This window comes from Mesorhizobium sp. URHB0026 (assembly GCF_054059755.1).
Genome location: NZ_JBSSCN010000001.1, coordinates 2,339,736 through 2,359,112 on the forward strand (window position 1 = coordinate 2,339,736; position 19,377 = coordinate 2,359,112).

The 19,377-nt window shown below is 63.9% G+C and carries 17 protein-coding genes; 13 read left to right on the plus strand and 4 right to left on the minus strand.

Annotated features, from left to right (window positions below; translation table 11 throughout):
* Positions 1-12: 12 nt before the first annotated feature.
* Genes ACVWWD_RS11725 through ACVWWD_RS11735 form a run of 3 tightly spaced genes read right to left on the minus strand, consistent with a single transcriptional unit; the run spans position 13 to position 5,245 of the window.
* Complete coding sequence (locus ACVWWD_RS11725) at positions 13-3,102, minus strand: efflux RND transporter permease subunit (RefSeq protein ID WP_352575376.1); 3,090 nt, start codon at positions 3,100-3,102, stop codon at positions 13-15.
* Positions 3,099-4,169 (minus strand): efflux RND transporter periplasmic adaptor subunit, encoded by a 1,071-nt coding sequence (locus ACVWWD_RS11730; RefSeq protein WP_352547682.1) that lies wholly within the window; start codon positions 4,167-4,169, stop codon positions 3,099-3,101. Before ACVWWD_RS11730 ends, ACVWWD_RS11725 begins: the two co-directional genes overlap by 4 nt.
* Complete coding sequence (locus tag ACVWWD_RS11735; protein ID WP_435053995.1) at positions 4,166-5,245, minus strand: efflux RND transporter periplasmic adaptor subunit; 1,080 nt, start codon at positions 5,243-5,245, stop codon at positions 4,166-4,168. Before ACVWWD_RS11735 ends, ACVWWD_RS11730 begins: the two co-directional genes overlap by 4 nt.
* Between ACVWWD_RS11735 and ACVWWD_RS11740 the strand changes: the two genes are divergently transcribed.
* The gene (locus ACVWWD_RS11740; protein ID WP_352547686.1) at positions 5,148-5,447 is read left to right on the plus strand and encodes a hypothetical protein; all 300 of its coding nucleotides are present in this window, start codon (positions 5,148-5,150) and stop codon (positions 5,445-5,447) included. The genes ACVWWD_RS11735 and ACVWWD_RS11740 overlap by 98 nt on opposite strands.
* Positions 5,448-5,522: 75 nt before the next feature.
* A complete protein-coding gene (locus ACVWWD_RS11745; RefSeq protein WP_352547724.1) occupies positions 5,523-6,797 on the plus strand; it encodes a 4-aminobutyrate--2-oxoglutarate transaminase in 1,275 nt (424 codons plus the stop codon).
* A 101-nt stretch (positions 6,798-6,898) separates the two neighbouring features.
* Here the strand turns inward: ACVWWD_RS11745 and ACVWWD_RS11750 are convergent, their stop codons facing one another.
* A complete protein-coding gene (locus ACVWWD_RS11750) occupies positions 6,899-8,152 on the minus strand; it encodes an NAD(P)/FAD-dependent oxidoreductase (protein WP_352547688.1) in 1,254 nt (417 codons plus the stop codon).
* Positions 8,153-8,613: 461 nt separating this feature from the next.
* Between ACVWWD_RS11750 and ACVWWD_RS11755 the strand changes: the two genes are divergently transcribed.
* From ACVWWD_RS11755 to ACVWWD_RS11805, 11 genes are all read left to right on the plus strand, one after another.
* Positions 8,614-9,903: an imelysin family protein gene (locus tag ACVWWD_RS11755; RefSeq protein WP_352547690.1), complete on the plus strand. Its 1,290-nt coding sequence runs from the start codon at positions 8,614-8,616 to the stop codon at positions 9,901-9,903.
* A gap of 48 nt (positions 9,904-9,951) precedes the next feature.
* The gene (locus ACVWWD_RS11760; RefSeq protein ID WP_023763271.1) at positions 9,952-10,263 is read left to right on the plus strand and encodes a (2Fe-2S)-binding protein; all 312 of its coding nucleotides are present in this window, start codon (positions 9,952-9,954) and stop codon (positions 10,261-10,263) included.
* Positions 10,229-10,714 (plus strand): bacterioferritin, encoded by a 486-nt coding sequence (bfr, locus tag ACVWWD_RS11765; RefSeq protein WP_023772666.1) that lies wholly within the window; start codon positions 10,229-10,231, stop codon positions 10,712-10,714. The genes ACVWWD_RS11760 and bfr overlap by 35 nt, the downstream gene beginning before the upstream one ends.
* Positions 10,715-10,726: 12 nt before the next feature.
* A complete protein-coding gene (locus tag ACVWWD_RS11770; protein ID WP_457103075.1) occupies positions 10,727-12,328 on the plus strand; it encodes a di-heme oxidoreductase family protein in 1,602 nt (533 codons plus the stop codon).
* On the plus strand, positions 12,328-13,407 hold the full coding sequence (locus ACVWWD_RS11775; RefSeq protein WP_352547695.1) for an imelysin family protein: 1,080 nt from the start codon (positions 12,328-12,330) through the stop codon (positions 13,405-13,407). The genes ACVWWD_RS11770 and ACVWWD_RS11775 overlap by 1 nt, the downstream gene beginning before the upstream one ends.
* A gap of 2 nt (positions 13,408-13,409) precedes the next feature.
* Positions 13,410-14,516, plus strand: coding sequence for a DUF1513 domain-containing protein (locus tag ACVWWD_RS11780; protein ID WP_352547697.1), 1,107 nt, complete (start codon positions 13,410-13,412; stop codon positions 14,514-14,516).
* Between the two features lie 107 nt (positions 14,517-14,623).
* Positions 14,624-15,301 carry a tRNA (adenosine(37)-N6)-threonylcarbamoyltransferase complex dimerization subunit type 1 TsaB gene (tsaB, locus tag ACVWWD_RS11785; RefSeq protein WP_352547699.1) on the plus strand — a complete coding sequence of 226 codons (678 nt, stop codon included), beginning with the start codon at positions 14,624-14,626 and terminating at the stop codon, positions 15,299-15,301.
* Between the two features lie 82 nt (positions 15,302-15,383).
* Positions 15,384-15,878, plus strand: a complete 495-nt coding sequence (gene rimI / locus ACVWWD_RS11790; RefSeq protein ID WP_023772671.1) for a ribosomal protein S18-alanine N-acetyltransferase — start codon at positions 15,384-15,386, stop codon at positions 15,876-15,878.
* A gap of 121 nt (positions 15,879-15,999) precedes the next feature.
* Positions 16,000-16,800, plus strand: coding sequence for a lyso-ornithine lipid O-acyltransferase (gene olsA, locus ACVWWD_RS11795; RefSeq protein WP_352547702.1), 801 nt, complete (start codon positions 16,000-16,002; stop codon positions 16,798-16,800).
* A gap of 75 nt (positions 16,801-16,875) precedes the next feature.
* Complete coding sequence (gene miaB, locus ACVWWD_RS11800; RefSeq protein WP_352547704.1) at positions 16,876-18,297, plus strand: tRNA (N6-isopentenyl adenosine(37)-C2)-methylthiotransferase MiaB; 1,422 nt, start codon at positions 16,876-16,878, stop codon at positions 18,295-18,297.
* 83 nt (positions 18,298-18,380) lie between these two features.
* Positions 18,381-19,373 carry a PhoH family protein gene (locus ACVWWD_RS11805; RefSeq protein ID WP_031241013.1) on the plus strand — a complete coding sequence of 331 codons (993 nt, stop codon included), beginning with the start codon at positions 18,381-18,383 and terminating at the stop codon, positions 19,371-19,373.
* The last annotated feature ends 4 nt before the right edge of the window (positions 19,374-19,377 follow it).

Here is a 19,377-nt window from a genome sequence, read left to right on the forward strand (position 1 = left end):
CTCGCCCTCGCCTTAAGTTTCCGCAACAGCGGCGACGTCTACTTCGCCGCCCTGTTCCCGCTTCGGCTCCTTGATCCTGAACCACGTCACATAAAGCGCCGGCAGGAACAAGAGCGTGATCGCGGTACCCGCGATGATGCCGCCCATCATCGCATACGCCATGGGCCCCCAGAACACCTCGCGCGCGATCGGGATCAGCGCCAGGCTGGCCGCGGCCGCCGTCAGCGCGATCGGCCGCATGCGGTGCTCCGTTGCCTCGATGACCGCGGCCCAGCGATCCCTGCCCTCGGCGACAAGGTCCTCGATCTGCACGATCAGGATGACCGAGTTGCGGATCAGGATCCCGATCAGCGCCAGCACGCCGAGAATGGCGACGAAGCCCAGCGGCGCCCCGCTTGGCACCAGGGCCGAGACCACGCCGATCAGCCCGAGCGGCGCCACGGCCACCACCAGGAACAGGCGCTGGAAACTCTGCAACTGCACCATCAGGATGGTCGCCATGACAAACAGCATCAGCGGCACCACGGCCGCGATCGGCCCCTGGCTCTTGGCGCTTTCCTCGACCGAGCCGGCGGTCTCGACCGAATAGCCGGGCGGCAGCTTGGCGACGAAGGCGTCGACCGACGGTTTCAACTCGTTGACGACGGTCGCCGGCAGCACGTCGCCGACCAAGCCGGCGCGCACGGTGATGGTTGGGATGCGATCGCGTCGCCACACGGTGGGCTGCTCCAGATCGTAGCGAAAATTGGCCACCGCGGCGAGTGGGATCGCCTCGCCATTTCCGGTCGGCAACTGGATGTTTTGCAGCGTCTCGATCGAGCCGCGCTCGGCCTCGCGCGAGCGAGCCACGACGTTGATCAGGTACGTCGCGTCACGCACCTGCGTGATCGTCGCGCCGCCCACCGTGCTGTTCAGTGTGCTGGCGATGTCGGACGAGGTGATGCCGAGTTGGCGCGCCTTGTCCTGCAGCACGTCGACCCTCAGCACACGCTGCGGTTCGTTCCAGTCGAAAGTTGGCGCTGCGAGTTTCGGATTGGCCGAGATCACGCCGGCGAATTGCTGCGCCAGTTCTCGCACCGTCTGGATGTCAGGGCCGCCGACGCGGTACTGTACAGGCCGTCCAACCGGCGGTCCGAGCTCAAGCGGCTTGACGAAAGCGTCCGTGCCGACAAACTCCGCGCGCAACAGCTTCTCCAGCGCCGGCTTCACCCGGTTGCGTGCCTCGATGCTCTTGGTGACGATCACCGTCTGGCCGAAATAGGGATTGGCGGGCTGCACGTCATAGGCCAGCACGAAGCGCACGGCGCCCTGACCGATATAGGAGGAAAAGTGGTCGATGTCGGGATTGCCGACCAGCGCCCGCTGTTCGAAGCGCTCCATCTGGTCGCGCGTCTCGGTAATCGAGGAGTTCTGTGGCAGGTTCCAATCGACGATCAGCTCCGGTCGGTCGGAAGGTGGGAAGAACTGCTGCTGCACCAGGCCGAAGCCGGCGATCGAGGCGGCGAACAGAAGCACGGTCACGATGATCGTCAGCCAGTGATGGCGCACCGAGCCGACAAGGACGCGCCGGAACAGTGACGTGAAGCGCCCTGGCTGGTCGTGATGCTTGGTCTTCATCGTCGCCGGCAGGATGGTCACGCCGAGCAGCGGCGCGAACAGCACCGCCACGATCCATGACACCAGCAGCGACACCGCGATGACGACGAACAAGGTGAAGGTGTATTCGCCGGCAGCACTCGAGTTGAGTCCTATCGGGATGAAGCCCGCGACCGTCACCAGCGTGCCGGTCAGCATCGGGAAGGCGGTCGAGGTGTAGACATAGGTCGCCGCCTTGCGCAGGCTGTCGCCGACCTCCAGCCGCGCCACCATCATCTCGACCGCGATCATCGCGTCGTCGACCAGCAGCCCGAGCGCGATGATCAGAGCGCCGAGCGAAATGCGCTGCAGTGATATCCCCAGATACTCCATGACCGTGAAGGTGATGGCCAGCACCAGCGGGATCGACAGCGCCACCACGAAGCCGGCGCGCATGCCAAGGCTGATGAAAGAGACGGCAAGCACGATCGCCACCGCCTCGAACAGCGCACGCGTAAACCCTGAGACCGCCTCCTCGACGATGACAGGCTGGTCGGCCACCAGATGCACGCCGACGCCGACCGGCAGGTCGGCCAACACCTTGTTCATCTCCGCATGCAGCGCCTCGCCGAATTTGAGCAGATTGGCGTTTGGCTTCATGCCGATGGCAAGGCCGATCGCGTTCTGGCCGTTGAAGCGGAACAAGGCCGTCGGCGGGTCGGCATAACCGCGCGTGATCGTCGCCACGTCGCTCAGCCGGAAGAACCGATCGTTGACGCGCAGGTTTATCGCGCGCAGGCTCTCCTCGGAGGTGAACTGGCCGCCGACGCGCACGCTGATGCGCTCGGGCCCGGACTGGATGACGCCGGACGGGGTGATCGCATTCTGGGCCTGCAGGCTGGCGACGATTTGCTGCTGGTTGAGGCCAAGCGCAGCTATCTGTCGCGTCGAGAATTCGAGATAGATGGCCTCGTCCTGCGCGCCGACCAGATCGACCTTGCCGGCATTGGGCACGGTGAGGATCTTGGTCCTGACATCCTCCACGTAGTCGCGCAACTGGCGTGGCGTCAGCCCGTCTGATGTGAAGGCATAGATGTTGCCATAAACATCACCGAAGCGGTCATTGAAGAACGGTCCCTGCACGCCTTGCGGAAATTGCGCCTTGATGTCGTTGACCATGTTGCGCACCTGAAGCCAGTTCGGCACGACGTCGCGCGCCTTGGTGGTGTCCTTCAGGTTGACGAAAATTACGGTCTGGCCGGCGGTGGTGACGGATCTGGTGAAGTCGAGGCTGTCGAGCTCCTCGAGCTTTTTCTCGATGCGATCGGTCACCTGCTGCACCGTCTCCTTGACCGAGGCACCCGGCCAGTTGGCTTGGATGATCATGGTCTTGATGGTGAAGTTGGGATCTTCCTCGCGGCCGAGATTAAGATAGGAAAATACGCCGGCCACCACGAAGACCAGCATGAAATACCAGACCAGTGAGCGGTGATTGAGCGCCCAGTCGGAGAGGTTGAAGCCCTTCATGAGGCCCCTCCCTCGGGCACTTTGACCTTCTGGCCGTCGACGAGGCTGTGAACGCCGGCGGTGACGACTCGCATGCCGGCTTCGAGCCCTTCCGCCACGGTGAAGGTGCCGCCAGCCTTCCGCGCGACCTTGATATCGCGCGCGCTGACGCTCGAGGTCTTTGGATCGACGATCCACACTTTTTCAGAACCGTCTTTTTCGAGCAGCGCCGAGATTGGCAATTCGATCGTTGGTACGACCTTGGTCATCCGGGTCGCGGTTACCGTCGAACCGAGTCTGAAGGCTTGCGGCGGGTCCGTGAGCGTCAGCTTGACGCGCCGGGTGCGGGTCGAGCCCTCGGACTGGGGCGCGATCTCGCGCAGCTTGGCCTCTGTCCGGATTGTCGGCAGCGACTGCAGGATGACCTGGAACGGCGTGCCCGCCGAGAGATCGCCGGTCAACTGGTCGGGAATATCGACGACCGCTTCACGCGGGTCCGAGCGCGCCACGGTGACGACCGTCTGGCCCGGCGAGACGGTTTGGCCGACCTCCGCGCCGACGGCGGTGACGACGCCGTCGAAATCCGAGAACAGCCTGGCATAGCCGAGCTGCTCCTGGGCCTTGGCCAGCGAAGCTTTTGCCCGCTCGACGCTGGCTTCCGCGGCTTTGCGTGCCTGCTGCGCGGCATCGAAGACAGACTGCGACGTATTGGCCGAGGTGAGCAACTGGCGCTGGCGCTCCTCGCTGGCGGCCGCATTGGCGAACTGCGCCTGCGCATTGGAGAGTTCGGCCTTGGCCGCCTGGACGGCCAGCTCCAGCGCGGTTGGGTCGAGTGCCGCGATCGTCGTGCCCTTGCTGACGATGTCGCCGACCTTGACGTCGCGCGAGACGACGCGACCGAGCAGTCGGAAGGCAAGATCGGCACTCACCTGCGGTTCGACCGAGCCGGCGAAACCGAAGGTCTGGGTGGTGCGCGGCTCGACCACGACCGACAGCACCGGCCGGACGACCTCCGGCGGCTTTTCCTCCGATTTCGAACAGGCTGCGAGCGCGCCAAGCGCGGCAAGGCCAAGCAGGAGCCGCTTCATTGCGCCGCTCCCGATATTTCGACTGTCTGGCCGGGGTTGAGCAATTGCCCGCCCGACGTAACGACCCTCTGGCCCTCGTTCAGTCCCTTGGCAATGACGACGGTACCCGAATCGAACGCCAGCACCTCGACCGGCGTCGTCGCGACTGCCTTGGTCGCGGGATCGACGATCCAGACCGCCGGCTTGCCGGCGCTGGATGTCAGGGCCTGCCAGGGCAACAGGATCGCCTTCGCCGGCTTGGCGCCGACCGAGCCGATGACGGCCGCCCCCAGCGGCATGCCGGCGGGCGTATCGGGAATGGCTACCTTGACCCTTATCGAGCCCGAAGCCGGGTCGACCGCCGGCGAGATCTCGCGCACCTTGCCCGTTGCTCTGACCTGCGGATCGGATAACAGCGTGATCGTCACCGCCGGCGAGGCCGGCGTCCTGGCGACCAGCGTCTCCTGCACATTGAACACGGCGTCGCGGTCGCCGTCCTCGGCAACGGTGAAGACGGTCTGCGCCGCCTGCACCACCTGGCCGGCTTCGACCTGGCGGGCGGTAATCACGCCGGCGGCGCCGGCCTTGAGTTCGGTGAAAGACAGGTTCTGCCGGGCGTTGGCGAGCGCGCTCTGCGCGGCATCCACGCTGCCTTGCGCCACCTTCAGTGCCTGGTCGGCCGCGTCATAATCGCGCCTGGTGGTGAAACCCTGGGCAAGCAGCGTCTTTTGCCGCTCGAAAGTGGCCGCGGCCTGGGTCAATTGCGCCCGCGCGGCATCGAGATCGGCCTGCGCCGATCGCAGATCGGATTCCTGCTCCTGCGGATCGATGCGGGCAAGCACTGTCCCCTGATCGACATGCTGGCCGACATCGACAAGCCGCTCGGCGACGCGTCCGCCAACCCGGAACGAAAGATTGTTGAGCGTGCGCGCCGCGATCACCCCGGTCAGCGAGGTTCTCGGCGCATAGTCGGCCATCGCCACCGTTTCGGTGCGCACCATGACCGGCAGCTTCTTTTCCTCCACCTCCTGCTTCTGGCAACCGGCGAGCAGCGCCAAGGCCGTGCAGGCGAGAATTGAAGCGGCTGGAAAAGACAAAAGGCTCGGAGTTTTGGCGGATGGCGGGGAGACAGACGATGTCACGTTCCTGCTCATGGCTCCCCCCGGCCGCGGCCCGTCGCGGTCCCTCGCGGAAATCAGGAGGATAGTCGATCGCGGAAAAAAGGAAAACCGGTCTCGCAAGGGTATCGCCGGACTGGTCAAGTCAGGCCCAATCGACCCGGCGATGGTGCCGGCTTGAGGAAAACCTGAAATAAGCCCAGAAGGGAACTGAACGGCATCAAACAGAACGGGCCCCGGCCCGGTGAGGGATATGATGAAGAACTCCGCCATTTCCGAACGCAAGAACCAGTCGATCTCGCGCGGCGTCGGCATGACCACGCAAATCTACGCCGACCGGGCCGAGAATTCGGAGATCTGGGATGTCGAGGGCCGCCGCTATATCGACTTCTCCTCTGGCATCGCCGTCGTCAACACCGGCCATCGCCATCCCAGGGTAATCGAGGCTGTCAAGGCGCAACTCGACCGCTTCACCCACACCTGCCACCAGGTCGTGCCTTACGAGAGCTATGTGCGGCTGGCCGAACGGCTGAACGCCATGCTGCCCGGCAAGTTCGAGAAGAAGACGATCTTCGTCACCACCGGCGCCGAGGCGGTGGAGAATGCCATCAAGATCGCTCGCAACGCCACCGGCCGCCAGGCCGTCATCGCCTTCGGCGGCGGCTTCCACGGCCGCACCTTCATGGGCATGGCGCTGACCGGCAAGGTCGTGCCCTACAAGGTAGGCTTCGGCGCCATGCCGGGCGACGTCTACCACGTGCCGTTCCCCGTGCAACTGCATGGCGTCTCGGTCGCCGATTCGCTGGCGGCGCTCGACAAGCTGTTCAAGGCGGATGTGGATCCGGCCCGCGTCGCCGCGATCATCATCGAGCCGGTTCAGGGCGAGGGCGGCTTCTACGACGCGCCGCGTGAACTCCTGACGGCGCTGCGCAAGCTCTGCGACCAGCACGGCATGCTGCTCATCGCGGACGAAGTGCAGACCGGCTTTGCCCGCACCGGCAGGATGTTCGCCATGGACCACCACGAGGTGGCGGCCGACATCACCACCATGGCCAAGAGCCTGGCCGGCGGCTTTCCGCTGTCGGCGGTCACCGGCCGCGCCGAGATCATGGATGCGCCCAGCCCCGGCGGCCTCGGGGGCACATACGGCGGCAGCCCGATCGGCGTCGCCGCGGCACACGCCGTCCTGGATGTCATCGAGGACGAAAAGCTCTGCGACCGCGCCAACACGCTGGGTGCGCGGCTGAAGCAGCGCCTGCAGTCGATCCGTGATGACGTGCCCGAGATCGTCGACGTCAGGGGGCTGGGCTTCATGAATGCGGTCGAATTCAACGACGTCAAGAAGGGCCTGCCGTCGGCCGAGATCGCCAACGCGATCCGCCTGAAGGCGCTCGACAAGGGGCTGATCCTGTTGACCTGCGGGGTCCACGGCAACGTCATCCGCTTCCTGGCGCCGATCACCATCCAGGACGAGGTCATGAACGAAGCGCTCGACATCCTGGAAAGCTCGATCCGCGAAGTCTGCGCCTGAGCAGTGCTTGCCTTCTCCCAGTCACTATACGGGAGAAGGTGCCGGCAGGCGGGTGAGGGGCAGCGCAGACGTCGAAATTGACGTTTGATCTCGGGTGTCTTCTACCCAATAGCCTTTGCAGGTTCACTCTGCTGAAACGCGGCCAATGCCGCCTTCAACCCATCCGGTCCCTCCGCAACCGTTTCCGGCGTCGGCGAGAAACCGGCGCCGAGCATCTTGCGACCAAGCATGTGGTCGCCGGGGCGGTTGACGGATTCGATGCCGAGCAGCCGGTCTCCCGCATAGTGGTAGATCGAGAACTTGTTGTCGGGCAGGTCACCGAGTACGACATGGCTGTCGCCGCCTGATGTCAGCCCGACCATCTGCAATTTCATGTCGCCAATGTCGGACCAGAACCATGGCACCGCCGAATAGCAGTCGGCGTGACCGGTGATGGTGCGCGCGGCGAGCCGCGCCTGGTCGGTGGCGTTTTGCACCGATTCCAGCCGCACGTCGCCGCCGGTGAACCAGTGCCGGTACGAGGCGGCGTCGCCGACGGCAAGGATGTTCCGTACCGAGCTGCGCATCTGGTGATCGACGCGGATGCCGTTGGCTATGGTGAGGCCGGCTTCCTGCGCGAGTTCGACATTCGGCACGGCACCGATACCCACCACGACCATGTGCGCCGGCAGCCTTTCGCCCGAGGAGGTGATCGCGGCGGTGACATGGCCGTCTTCGCCTTCGAGCCTTGCAATCGAGGTGCCGGTGAGGATTCGCACGCCTGTCGCTTCCAGCCTTTGCCGGACATGGCTGGCCACCACCGGCGCCACGGCGCGGCCAAGCAGCCGGCCGACCGCCTCGACAACGGTGACGGTGCGGCCCGACGCCCGAAGCGTGGCGGCGATTTCCAGTCCGATGAAGCCGCCGCCGAGAATGACGACATCTTCGCTATGCGCGCTCAAGTCCCGAATCAGCCGGGCATCGGCCAGCGAGCGCAGCGACACCACGCCGAACAGCTCCGCGCCGGGTAATGGCAAGGCACGCGGGCGCGATCCTGTCGCCAGGATCAAATGGTCGAAGGCAAGTGCGCCACCGCCGGCAATGTCGAGACTGCGGCGGCCGGCATCGATGCGCTCGATCCGGATGCTCGGCCGGTAGTCGATGGCGCTGCCGGTGTAGAAGGCTTCGCCGCGCAAGGGCTGCGGCTTGGCCGTGGCATCCTTGATGAAGGTCTTCGACAGCGGCGGCTTGTGATAGGGCAGTTCGTTCTCGTCGCCGACCAGGATCACCGGCCCGTCATAGCCATCCTCGCGCAGACTGGCGGCCGCCTGCACGCCCGCATGACCCGCACCGACAATGACCACGCCGTTCTTCATTGCATTTCGATCCCGATTCGATCCTAGGACGTCTCGCCAAGCGGCAATTGTCTGGCACCGCCGCAAGAGAATGTCTGCGGGTCGCACCCGGGATGGCGACTGTCAATCGGACAGTTCGGCCGCAAAGCCGGTGCAACGAACGCGTAAAGTTGACAGTTGTAGTTTAGAATAATTCTAAACTGTTGTTTCGATTGGGTTTTTAAGCAATTTCCGTTGACTCCATTGAACTCGAAGTTTTAAGGAAGCTTGCGCATTGGCGCATCCCTTTGATGTCTGGGCCTTGAACCCGTTCGATTGGAGGCATTTTGGTGTCTTTCTTCCCTGAGTCGCGCGACAGCGCGGCATACTTCCCTGAGTCGCGCGACAGTGCGGCATATCTTGCGGCCGGTGGCATGCACACGGCCTGGTGCCGGTTGCCGCGCGCGCCGTTTGCGGAATTCCCGAGAAACTGGAGAGCGACAATGACGGCACGATATGGCGGCAGGCTTGTGGCGATCGGCGCCACGGCGCTGCTGACGGCGGCGGTGTTCGTCCTGCCCGCAAAGGCGCAAACCGATGCGAAGGCGGTGATCGAGACCTATTCCGACATCGCGCTTGCCAAGTACGAGGATTCGCTGACCACGGCGCGGACGCTGGACAAGGCGGTCGACGCGCTGCTTACCAACCCGTCGGCGGAAACGCTCAATGCCGCCCGCGACGCCTGGAAGGCGGCGCGCGTGCCCTACCAGCAGACCGAGGTCTATCGCTTCGGCAACAAGATCGTCGACGACTGGGAGGGCGAGGTGAATTCCTGGCCGCTGGACGAAGGCCTGATCGACTATGTCGCCAAGAGCTACGGCACGGATTCGGATGCGAATTCGCTCTATACCGCCAATGTGATCGCCAACAAGGAGATCGAGATCAACGGCAAGAGGGTCGATGCCTCGAAGCTTTCGCCGGAATTCCTCTCCGGTACGTTGCAAGGGGCCGGCGGCGTCGAAGCCAATGTCGCTACCGGCTATCACGCCATCGAATTCTTGCTCTGGGGTCAGGACCTGCACGGCACCGGCCCGGGCGCCGGCGAGCGTCCCTATACCGACTATGATCTCAAGAATTGTACTGGCGGCAATTGCGACCGCCGCGCACAGTACCTGAAGTCGGCAACTGACCTTCTGGTTTCCGACCTGCGGAAGATGGTCAACGACTGGAAGGAAGACGGCGCCGCGCGCAAGAACCTCGTCGATGGCGAGCCGAACACCGCCGTCTCGGTGATCTTCACCGGCATGGGCTCGCTCTCCTACGGCGAACTGGCCGGCGAGCGCATGAAGCTCGGCCTGCTGCTGCACGATCCGGAAGAGGAGCAGGACTGCTTCTCTGACAACACCTACAATTCTCATCTCCATGATGCCCTCGGTATTCGCGCCGCCTATCACGCCAGCTACACCAGGCTGGACGGCACCGTCGTTTCGGGTCCCTCGGTGCACGACATGGTCAAGGCAGCGGATCCGGCAATCGACAAGGAACTGTCCGACAAGCTCGATGTCACCGTCGCCAAGATGGAAGCGATCAAGGGACGGGCATTGGCCGGCGAGGCCTACGACCAGCAGATCGCCGAGGGCAATACGGCAGGCAATGCCACCGTGCAGGCGGCAATCGACGCGTTGATCGACCAGACCAAGTCGATCGAACGCGCCGTCGGCGCCTTGAAGCTCAACAACATCGCCTTCGAAGGCTCCGACAGTCTCGACGCGCCCGACAAGGTGTTCAAGTAAGCCCCCAGCCAAACGGCGCATCGGAGCGCCGTCAGCCAGAGCGACGAAATGCTGATCTGCCATTGCAACATCATCACCGAGAAGGAGATCGAGCAGACGATCATCGGCCTGCTGGATCAGGATCCCTGGCAGCTCATCGTGCCGGCAAAGGTCTATCACGCCATGCACAAACGGGGTCGCTGTTGCGGCTGCTTCCCAAATGTGGTGGAAACGATCATTCGGGTCACCGAGAACTACCACGCCCGCTCGCAGGCAAGCGGCATGGACATCGTTTCACATCTGGATCGCGTCAGAGGCCTGCGCGTCCAATACGGGAGCAGAACCCATGAAAGGCGAACCACAGATCATCGAGCGGCTTAACGAGGCTCTTTTTCTGGAGCTCGGCGCCGTAAACCAGTATTGGGTGCATTTCCGCCTGCTCGAGGATTGGGGATACGCCAAGCTGGCCAAGAAGGAGCGGGCGGAATCGATCGAGGAGATGCATCACGCCGACAAGCTCGTCGCCCGCATCATCTTCCTTGAAGGCCATCCCAATCTGCAGTCCGTGGCGCCGCTGCGCATCGGCCAGAACGTCAAGGAAGTGCTCGAATCCGACTTGGCCGGTGAATATGACGCGCGCACTGCCTATAAGCGCTCGCGCGAAATCTGCGAGGAAGCGGGCGACTACGTGACGATGAAACTGTTCGAGGAACTGCTCACCGACGAGGAAAGCCATATCGACTTCCTCGAGACGCAGCTCGACCTGCTGGCCTCGATCGGTGAGGAAAAGTACGGCCAACTCAACGCCGCACCGGCGGATGAGGCGGACTAAGGATATGCGGGAATGCGGCGCCTCTTAGACGTCCTGCGCCGCTTGCGGCGGGTCAAGGGCCCGCCGCGCCTCCGGAAAATGCCAGCCATATCGGCTGGTCGGCACGGCATTATTCTGATGCTGGCGCTGACCACTCCTGCCATCGCCGGCGACCTTCTACCCGCCGGTCTCGCCACAACGCGCACCGACCCCGATGCCAAGGATCAGGCGCGCGTCACCATCGTTACCAGGCCTACCACGGATTTTTCCAAGCCCGAGCCTTTCGAACTGATGCAAGGTGGCGCCGGCACCTCGCGGAAAGACATCAGCCGTGATTCCTTCTCGCAATCTTCGGCCAACATCAGCTTCGAGGAAGAAGGCACCTTCAAGCTCGGCAATGCGCTTTTCCGCAAGAACTGGGTGTCGTCGCCGTCCTCGACGCAGGCCTCGGATGGGCTCGGACCCTTGTTCAACGAACGCGCCTGCCAGAACTGCCATCTGAAGGATGGCCGTGGACGGCCGCCGCAAGCCGATGTTGGGACTACCTCGATGTTCCTGCGGTTGGCGCGCGACGCAAGCAGCGCGGAAGAGAAGGCGGCGCTCGCCGACCATGGGCTGCTCAACCTTCCAGACCCGGTCTATGGCACGCAGTTGCAGGAACTGGCTGTGCTTGGTCTCGGGGGTGAGGGCAGGATGCGTGTCGACTATCAGGAACGGAAGGTGAAACTGCCGGACGGCACTGCGGCTTCCCTGCGCAAGCCCGCTTATACGATCGATGATCTCGGCTACGGGCCGCTCGATCCGCGCACCACGCTGTCGCCGCGCCTGACGCCGCCGATGATCGGCCTCGGCCTGATCGAACAGATCGCGCCGGCCGACATTCTGGCCCATGCCGACCCTGACGACAGGGATGGCGATGGTATTTCCGGCAAGCCCAACATCGTGCGTGATGGCCTAAGCGGCGAACCGACGCTTGGCCGTTTCGGCTGGAAGGCGCAGACGGCGTCGATCCGCCAGCAAGCGGCGGATGCCTTTGCCGGCGATATCGGCGTCTCAACGTCGGACGAGCCGAAACACTGGGGTGATTGCACCGCCGCGCAGGAAAAGTGTCTCGCCATGCCCAACGGCGTGCAGGCGCGCCTCGGCCCGGTCGAGGCGCCGTCGGCGGTGATGGATCTCGTCACCTTCTATTCGCGGAACCTGGCGGTGCCGGCGCGACGCGACCTCGCCTCGCCTGAGGTGCTCGCCGGCAAGAAGGTCTTTTATGAAATCGGCTGCATTGCCTGTCACACGCCGAAATTCGTTACCCGTCGCGATGCACCTGACAAGGCGCAGGCGTTCCAGTTGATCTGGCCTTATTCCGATTTCCTGCTGCACGACATGGGGCCGGATCTTGCCGACGGCCAGGCTGTGGGCGACGCGACTGGCAATGAGTGGCGCACGCCGCCGCTATGGGGCATCGGCCTCACCGAAACGGTCAACGGCAATTCCTTCTATCTGCACGATGGCCGTGCGCGCACTTTGGTCGAGGCCATCCTGTGGCATGGCGGCGAGGGCCGGAAGGCGCGCGACCGCTTTGCCGCCACCAGCGCCACCGAGCGCGATGCATTGGTCAAATTCCTGGGGTCACTTTGATGGCGAAGCGTTTCGCGCTGGTTCTCGTTCTTCCGCTGGCTCTGCTGGGCGCCTTGCCCGCATCGGCCGCGGTGAAAGCCTCTGATGTCGTCCAGCGCGCGATCGACGGCTTTGTCCGCCCGGCATATGAGGACCTGCACCAGCATGCGGAAGCCCTCGCCAAAGCCATGCACAGGCTTTGCGAGGCGCCCTCGCAAACGGATCTCGAAGCGGCGCGAGCTGCGTTCTCGGCTACCGTCCATGCCTGGTCGTCGGCCGAGATCATCGGTTTCGGGCCAATCAAGGAGAACAACAGGCTGGAGCGCATGCTGTTCTGGCCGGATCGCAAGAGCATCGGCCTGAAACAGGTGCAGGTGGTGTTGTCGGACAAGGATCCCGCCGCCACCGATCCTGTCCAGCTTGCCGGCAAGAGCGTTGCCATGCAGGGGCTCGGGGCGCTGGAATTCGTGCTTTACGGCGACGGCGCCGACGCCTTGACGGGCAAGGCTGAACCCTATCGGTGCGCTTATGGCGCGGCCGTTGCCGGCAACATCGAAGCTATCGCGACGGACGTCAGCGCGGCCTGGAACAAACCCGACGGATTCGCGGCACTGTGGGCCAATCCGGGGCCGCAAAACGCGCTCTATCGCGATGGCAACGAGGCGGTCACCGAACTGGTCGGCGTCTTCATCAATGAACTGGAAATGGTCCGCGATGTGCGCCTGAAGGGTTTTCTGGGCGCCAGGCCCGAGGCCGACAAACCAAAACAGGCGATCTACTGGCGTTCGCAAAACACCGCCAACGCGCTGGCCGGAAATCTGGCCGGCATCGATGCGCTGTTCCAGGTGTCGAAGCTCGGCAGCGCGCTGCCGCCGGATGCGCGCTGGATGGCAGAGTCGATCCACATCCAGCTGCTCAACGGCGTTGCGACCGCCAAGGCCATCCAGGGTCCGATCGACAAGGCGCTCGCCGATCCGGCGCTGCGCGAAAAACTCGAGCATTTCGCCCTGATCACCTCCAGCCTGTCGACTCTGATCGGCACCAGGCTGACCGCCGAATTCGGTCTGACCGCCGGCTTCTCGTCGCTGGATGGAGACTGAGCGTGAAGGAATTGCTCATCGACCGCCGCGATTTCTTGAGGGCCGCCGGCATTGGCTTTGCCGCCGCCGTGACGCCCTCGGCCTGGGCAAATACGCTCGCGGCGGATGCCGTGTTCGCCACCGCCTTCCTCAAGCGCGACGGCGGTTTTGGCGCCGCCGTCCTGTCCGAGGCCGGCAAGGTGCTGCATACGATCGACCTGCCCGATCGCGGTCATGACGTCACCTTCGATCCGATCTCGAAACGTTCGGTGGTTTTCGCCCGCCAGCCCGGCACCTTCGCCGTCGTTTTCGATCACGCCGGGCGCGACGCCCCGCGGACCATCGCCAGCATCGCAGGCCGGCACTTCTTCGGTCATGGTGTCTTCTCGCCCGACGGCGCTCTGCTCTACGCCACCGAGAACGACTTCGACAACGCCGTTGGCGTGGTCGGCGTCTATGACGCGCGGGCGAAATTCAATCGCATCGGCGAATTCCCGACCTACGGCATGGGCCCGCACGAACTTCTTCTGCTGGGCGACGGCAAGACGATCGCGGTCGCCAATGGCGGCATCGAGACCCATCCAGACTATGGACGCGCCGAGCTCAACATTGCGACCATGAAACCTTCCTATGTGCTGGTCGACCGCGTCACCGGCGACCTGATCGAAAAGCATGAACTGCCGGCCGCTCTCCACCAATTGTCGATCCGCCACATGGATACCGACCAGACCGGCACCGTCTGGTTCGGCTGCCAATACAGGGGCTCCGGCACCGATCGTCCGCTTCTGGTCGGTCGCGCCGCGCGGGGCAGGGGGTTGGCATTGCTCGACATGCCGCGGGATGTGCTGTCCGGTTTCCGCAACTATATCGGCTCGGTCGCCGCCAATCCTGGTGCCGGCACCGTCGCCGTCTCCTCGCCGGAAGGCAATTCGCTTGTCGTGATCGATGCGGGCAGCGGCCGGATCGTCTCCTCCAGCGCGCTGGTCGAGGTCTGCGGCGTGGCGCGCGACGGGGCAGGTTTCATGGCCACCACGAGCGCCGGCGAGATCATCGAGGGCGGTGGTGCCACGCGGACGGAACCGGACTATGTCTGGGACAACCACATACTGCGCATAGGGCCGGAGGCATAAGCTCTTCTGCCTGCCCAAACCGAAGCCGCTTAACAAATTATGCACTATACACTTGCGGTTGCGCGCCATGGCGGGCACAGGGAATTGTTTTTCGAACCGGTCGTTTCATGAAAGTTCTCGCCATCGACTGTGCCGCCAGCCTCTGCGCTGCCTGTGTCTACGACGCGGCGGCTGGGCTGGAGCTTGGCCGCTCGGTGCTCGATCTGGGCAAGGGTCATGCCGAGCACCTGATGGCCGTGATCGCTGACGCGCTGAAGACCGGCGCGACCGACTACGTCGGGCTTGGCGCCATTGCCGTCTCTGTCGGTCCGGGTTCCTTCACCGGCCTGCGCGTCGGCGTGTCGACCGCGCGTGGCCTGGCGCTGGCGCTCAAGCTGCCGGCAATCGGGGTGACGACCCTTGAGGCACTGGCGGCCGAGGCGGCCAGTGCCTTTCCTGGCCGCGCCGTGCTGGCGGCGCTTGATGCCGGCCGCGAGGAAATCCATGCCGCATTGTACGATGAAATGTCAGTGTTGACTTACGGTCCGGCCACGGCCACGCTTGCGGGTGCGGTGACGATGGCGTCGGAACGTTCCGCGGTGCTCGCCGGCACGGCGGCGACACTGATCGCTGACGCGGCCGGCCGCACCTTCGACATCGGGCCTCGGGCGGCCACCGCCGACATTCTCACTTACGCTCGGCTGGCTGCCGCAAAGGGGCAGGGCGAAAGGCCGAAGCCGCTTTATCTGCGCGGTGCCGATGCCAAGCCGCAGGCCGGGTTTATACTATCGAGGCAGAGACCATGATCCCGAAAAGTGGAGGCCGGTTTTCGCGGACAAACGGTCCCGTTTGTCCAGAGATCATGGTCAGACGAGAAAACGAGAATTGATGCGCATACCTTTTCTTCAACCACGTCGCCGGGACTATGCGCTCGAGCCGCTCAGGATCGCCGACAGCGCCGCGGTCTCGCTGCTGCACCGCGAGGATTTTGTCCGCCCCTGGACCGATGGTGAGTTCGCCGCCTTGCTCGAACAGGACACCGTGTTCGGTTATGCCGCGCGCGAAACCGGGCAGGGCGCCAAGCCGCCTGTCGGCTTCGTCCTCGCCCGGCTGGCCGCGGGCGAGGGTGAAATCCTGACCGTCGCGGTGGCGCGATCGCATCGCCGCCAGGGGCTGGGCTGGCAGTTGATGGACGCAGTGCTGCGCGAATTGCATTCGCAGCGCGCCGAAGCCTTATTCCTCGAGGTCGATGAGACCAATGCCGCGGCGATCGCCCTCTATCGTCGCCTGGGTTTTCGGGAAGTCGGCAAGCGTCCGGATTACTACAAGTCGCCCGATCGCGGGCCGACTGGGGCGCTTGTCATGCGCCGCGATCTTCGCTAGCCAGGGACCGCATGACCCCGAAATCGAATCCGATTTTCGGAGAGGATCATGCGCCAGAATTAAGGTGTTACAGCGTCCTTTGTGCGTCCAAGAGGACGCGCGGCGCTGTAACGGTAGGGCGATGATCAAGAAAATCAGGATTTTCCTGGCGCTGGGCCTCGTCGTCGCTGGGTCGCTGGTTTTCGTGCCGCTGCAGATTCTGTCGATGAAGACCGGTTGGTGGCCGGAAACCTTCATCCTCAAGCTCTGGCACCGGCTGATCATCCGGGCTCTCGGCATGCGTATCCAGGTCAGAGGGGCGCTGTCCGACAAACGCCCCTTGCTGGTTGTCTCAAATCACATCTCCTGGACCGACATCATGGTGCTGGGCTCCTTTGCGGATGTGAAATTCATCGCCCGAGCCGACATGGAAGGCTGGCCGCTGATCGGCATGCTGTCGAAACTGCAACGCACTGTTTTCATCGAGCGCGAACGCAAGCGTTCGTCTGGCGATCAGGCCAGCGAGATCGCCAGACGCATGGCCAAGGGCGATGCCATGGTGCTGTTCGCCGAGGGTTCGACCGGTGACGGCAATGTCGTCCTGCCCTTCAAAAGCACCCTGTTCGGCGCCGCCTCGATGGCCATTTCCGAAGGCGCGGCCGAGCAGGTCTTCATCCAGCCCGTTGGGATCGCCTATACGCGCCTGCACGGCGTGCCGCTCGGCCGCCGCCACCGCCCGATCGCAGCCTGGATCGGCGATGAGGACCTGATGCCGCATCTCAAGGTGCTGATGGCCGAGGGCGCGCTCGACGTCGAGGTGCATTTCGGCGAACCGATCGCCTTTGCCAAGGGTTCCAACCGCAAGGAAACGGCCAAGCTGATGGAAGGCCGGGTGCGCGAGATGATGCAGGCCGCCCTCGCCGATCCGCTCCCGAGCCGTTAGCCGCCGGCATGCGCCAGCTGGCACATGCCGAGAATCGTCTGTTTTTTGTCACGGAAAGGCGTTAGAAGCCGCCGGATGAACTTGAACACGATTGAAAGCGACGACATCGGCACTGTGGCCGGACACCCGGCGGCGCGCGCCACGGCAGCCAAGAAGGTCTTCGTCAAGACCTATGGCTGCCAGATGAACGTTTATGATTCACAGCGTATGACCGATGCACTGGTCGCTGACGGCTATACGGCGACCGATGTCATCGGCGAGGCCGATCTAGTGCTGCTCAATACCTGCCATATCAGGGAAAAAGCCGCCGAAAAGGTCTATTCCGAACTTGGCCGCATCCGCGACATGAAGGCGGAACGCGCAACTGCCGGCCGCGAGATGCTGATCGGCGTCGCCGGCTGCGTGGCGCAGGCCGAGGGCGCCGAGATCATCCGGCGTTCGCCGGCCGTCGACCTGGTCATCGGTCCGCAGACCTATCACCGTCTCCCCGACGTGCTGGCCCGGGTTCGCGGCGGCGAAAAGATCGTCGAAACTGAATACGCCATCGAGGACAAGTTCGAACATTTGCCGCAGCCCAAGCGTGCCGAGGTGATCAAGCGTGGCGTCACCGCCTTCCTCACCGTCCAGGAAGGCTGCGACAAGTTCTGCACCTTCTGCGTCGTGCCCTATACGAGAGGCTCGGAAGTGTCGCGGCCGGTGGCGCAGATCGTCGCCGAGGCCGAGCGGCTGGCCGAGGCCGGGGTGCGCGAGGTGACGCTGCTCGGCCAGAACGTCAACGCCTGGCATGGCCAGGGCGAGACCAAACGGGGCAAGACCGCGGAATGGGGTCTCGGGCGGCTGCTGTTTCGGCTGGCCGAAATCCCCGGCCTGGCGCGGCTGCGCTACACCACCAGCCATCCACGCGACATGGACGACGAATTGATCGCCGCGCACCGCGACTTGGCCGCCCTGATGCCCTATCTGCACCTGCCGGTGCAATCCGGGTCGGATCGCATTCTGAAGGCGATGAACCGCAGGCATACGGCCAAGGACTATCTGGCGCTGCTCGATCGCATCCGCGCCGCCCGCCCCGATATCGCGCTGTCGGGCGATTTCATCGTTGGTTTCCCCGGTGAGACGGCGGCCGATTTCGAGGCGACCATGGATCTGGTGCGCCAGGTGAATTATGCTTCGGCCTTCTCCTTCAAATATTCGCCGCGTCCCGGTACGCCCGGCGCCGAGATGTCCGACCACGTGCCGGAAGCGGTCAAGGACGAGCGTTTGCAGCGCCTGCAGGCGCTGCTGTTGAAACAACAGCAGGATTTCGGCTTGAGTTTGATCGGCAGCACCATAGATACGCTGATCGAGAAGCCTGGTCGTCAGGCCGGCCAGAAGGTCGGCCGCTCGCCTTGGCTGCAGCCAGTTATTGTTGATGAAAACGCCGGTGAAATCGGTGACATTATCAAGGTGCGAATCACGAAGACGGGCTACAACAGCCTGTTCGCCGAATTGGCCTGATGGTCTCGGCAGATGAGGAGAGACGGTTGAGCGCAGCGGAGCTGAAGAATCTGCCCCCGGTACCGGCATCCGGGGCTTCTGACATGGCGCACATCGTTTTGACTTTCGACAACAACAAGCTTGCCAGCGCCCTTTACGGCCAGTTCGACGAAAACCTGGCCCGGCTGGAGCAGAAGCTCGGCGTCGACATCCGCTCGCGCGGCAACCAGCTGACCATCAAGGGGTCCGCTTCGGCCGCCGAACAGGCGCGCCGCGCCTTGGACAATCTCTACGGCATCCTGCAGAAGGGCGTCGATATCAGCCAGTCCGATGTCGACGGGGCCGTGCGCATGGCTATCGCCGCCGACGACCAGCTCACGCTGCCGACACTGGAGCGCAAGGGCAAGGTCTCCGCCGCCCAGATCGCCACCCGCAAGAAGACCATCTATGCCCGCTCCCTGAACCAGGACGCCTATATGCGGGCGCTGGAGCGGTCGGAACTGGTCTTCGGCATCGGTCCAGCCGGCACCGGCAAGACCTATCTGGCGGTGGCGCATGCGGCGATGCTGCTCGAACGCGGCATGGTCGAGCGCATCATTTTATCGCGACCGGCTGTCGAGGCCGGCGAACGGCTGGGCTTCCTGCCGGGCGACATGAAGGAGAAGGTCGATCCGTATCTGCGGCCGCTCTATGACGCGCTCTACGACATGATGCCGGCCGACAAGGTCGAGCGTGCGATTGCAGCCGAAGTAATCGAAATCGCACCGCTCGCCTTCATGCGTGGCCGCACGCTGGCGCACGCCGCCGTCATTCTCGACGAGGCGCAGAACACCACGCCGATGCAGATGAAGATGTTTCTCACCCGTCTTGGCGAGAACTCGCGCATGATCGTCACTGGCGATCCGACACAGATCGACCTTCCTCCGAGCACCAAGTCAGGCTTGGTCGAAGCCTTGCGTGTCCTCGACGGTGTGGCAGGCGCGGTAACCGTGCGCTTCAACGATGTCGACGTCGTTCGCCATCCGCTGGTGGCGGAAATCGTCAGGGCCTATGACCGGGACGCCAAGCTGGCTCGTGGCCTCGGTGCCGAGAATTGATCTT

Bases quoted from the DNA above. Each gene is read 5' to 3' on its own strand.
- ACVWWD_RS11725 (WP_352575376.1), bottom strand. From the start codon at position 3,102: ATGAAGGGCTTCAACCTCTCCGACTGGGCGCTCAATCACCGCTCACTG.
- ACVWWD_RS11755 (WP_352547690.1), top strand. From the start codon at position 8,614: ATGACGGCACGATATGGCGGCAGGCTTGTGGCGATCGGCGCCACGGCG.
- bfr (WP_023772666.1), top strand. From the start codon at position 10,229: ATGAAAGGCGAACCACAGATCATCGAGCGGCTTAACGAGGCTCTTTTT.
- tsaB (WP_352547699.1), top strand. From the start codon at position 14,624: ATGAAAGTTCTCGCCATCGACTGTGCCGCCAGCCTCTGCGCTGCCTGT.
- ACVWWD_RS11805 (WP_031241013.1), top strand. From the start codon at position 18,381: ATGGCGCACATCGTTTTGACTTTCGACAACAACAAGCTTGCCAGCGCC.
- ACVWWD_RS11750 (WP_352547688.1), bottom strand. From the start codon at position 8,152: ATGAAGAACGGCGTGGTCATTGTCGGTGCGGGTCATGCGGGCGTGCAG.
- ACVWWD_RS11775 (WP_352547695.1), top strand. From the start codon at position 12,328: ATGGCGAAGCGTTTCGCGCTGGTTCTCGTTCTTCCGCTGGCTCTGCTG.
- ACVWWD_RS11740 (WP_352547686.1), top strand. From the start codon at position 5,148: ATGACCGGCAGCTTCTTTTCCTCCACCTCCTGCTTCTGGCAACCGGCG.
- ACVWWD_RS11760 (WP_023763271.1), top strand. From the start codon at position 9,952: ATGCTGATCTGCCATTGCAACATCATCACCGAGAAGGAGATCGAGCAG.
- rimI (WP_023772671.1), top strand. From the start codon at position 15,384: ATGCGCATACCTTTTCTTCAACCACGTCGCCGGGACTATGCGCTCGAG.
- ACVWWD_RS11770 (WP_457103075.1), top strand. From the start codon at position 10,727: ATGCGGCGCCTCTTAGACGTCCTGCGCCGCTTGCGGCGGGTCAAGGGC.
- miaB (WP_352547704.1), top strand. From the start codon at position 16,876: ATGAACTTGAACACGATTGAAAGCGACGACATCGGCACTGTGGCCGGA.
- ACVWWD_RS11745 (WP_352547724.1), top strand. From the start codon at position 5,523: ATGAAGAACTCCGCCATTTCCGAACGCAAGAACCAGTCGATCTCGCGC.
- ACVWWD_RS11730 (WP_352547682.1), bottom strand. From the start codon at position 4,169: ATGAAGCGGCTCCTGCTTGGCCTTGCCGCGCTTGGCGCGCTCGCAGCC.
- olsA (WP_352547702.1), top strand. From the start codon at position 16,000: ATGATCAAGAAAATCAGGATTTTCCTGGCGCTGGGCCTCGTCGTCGCT.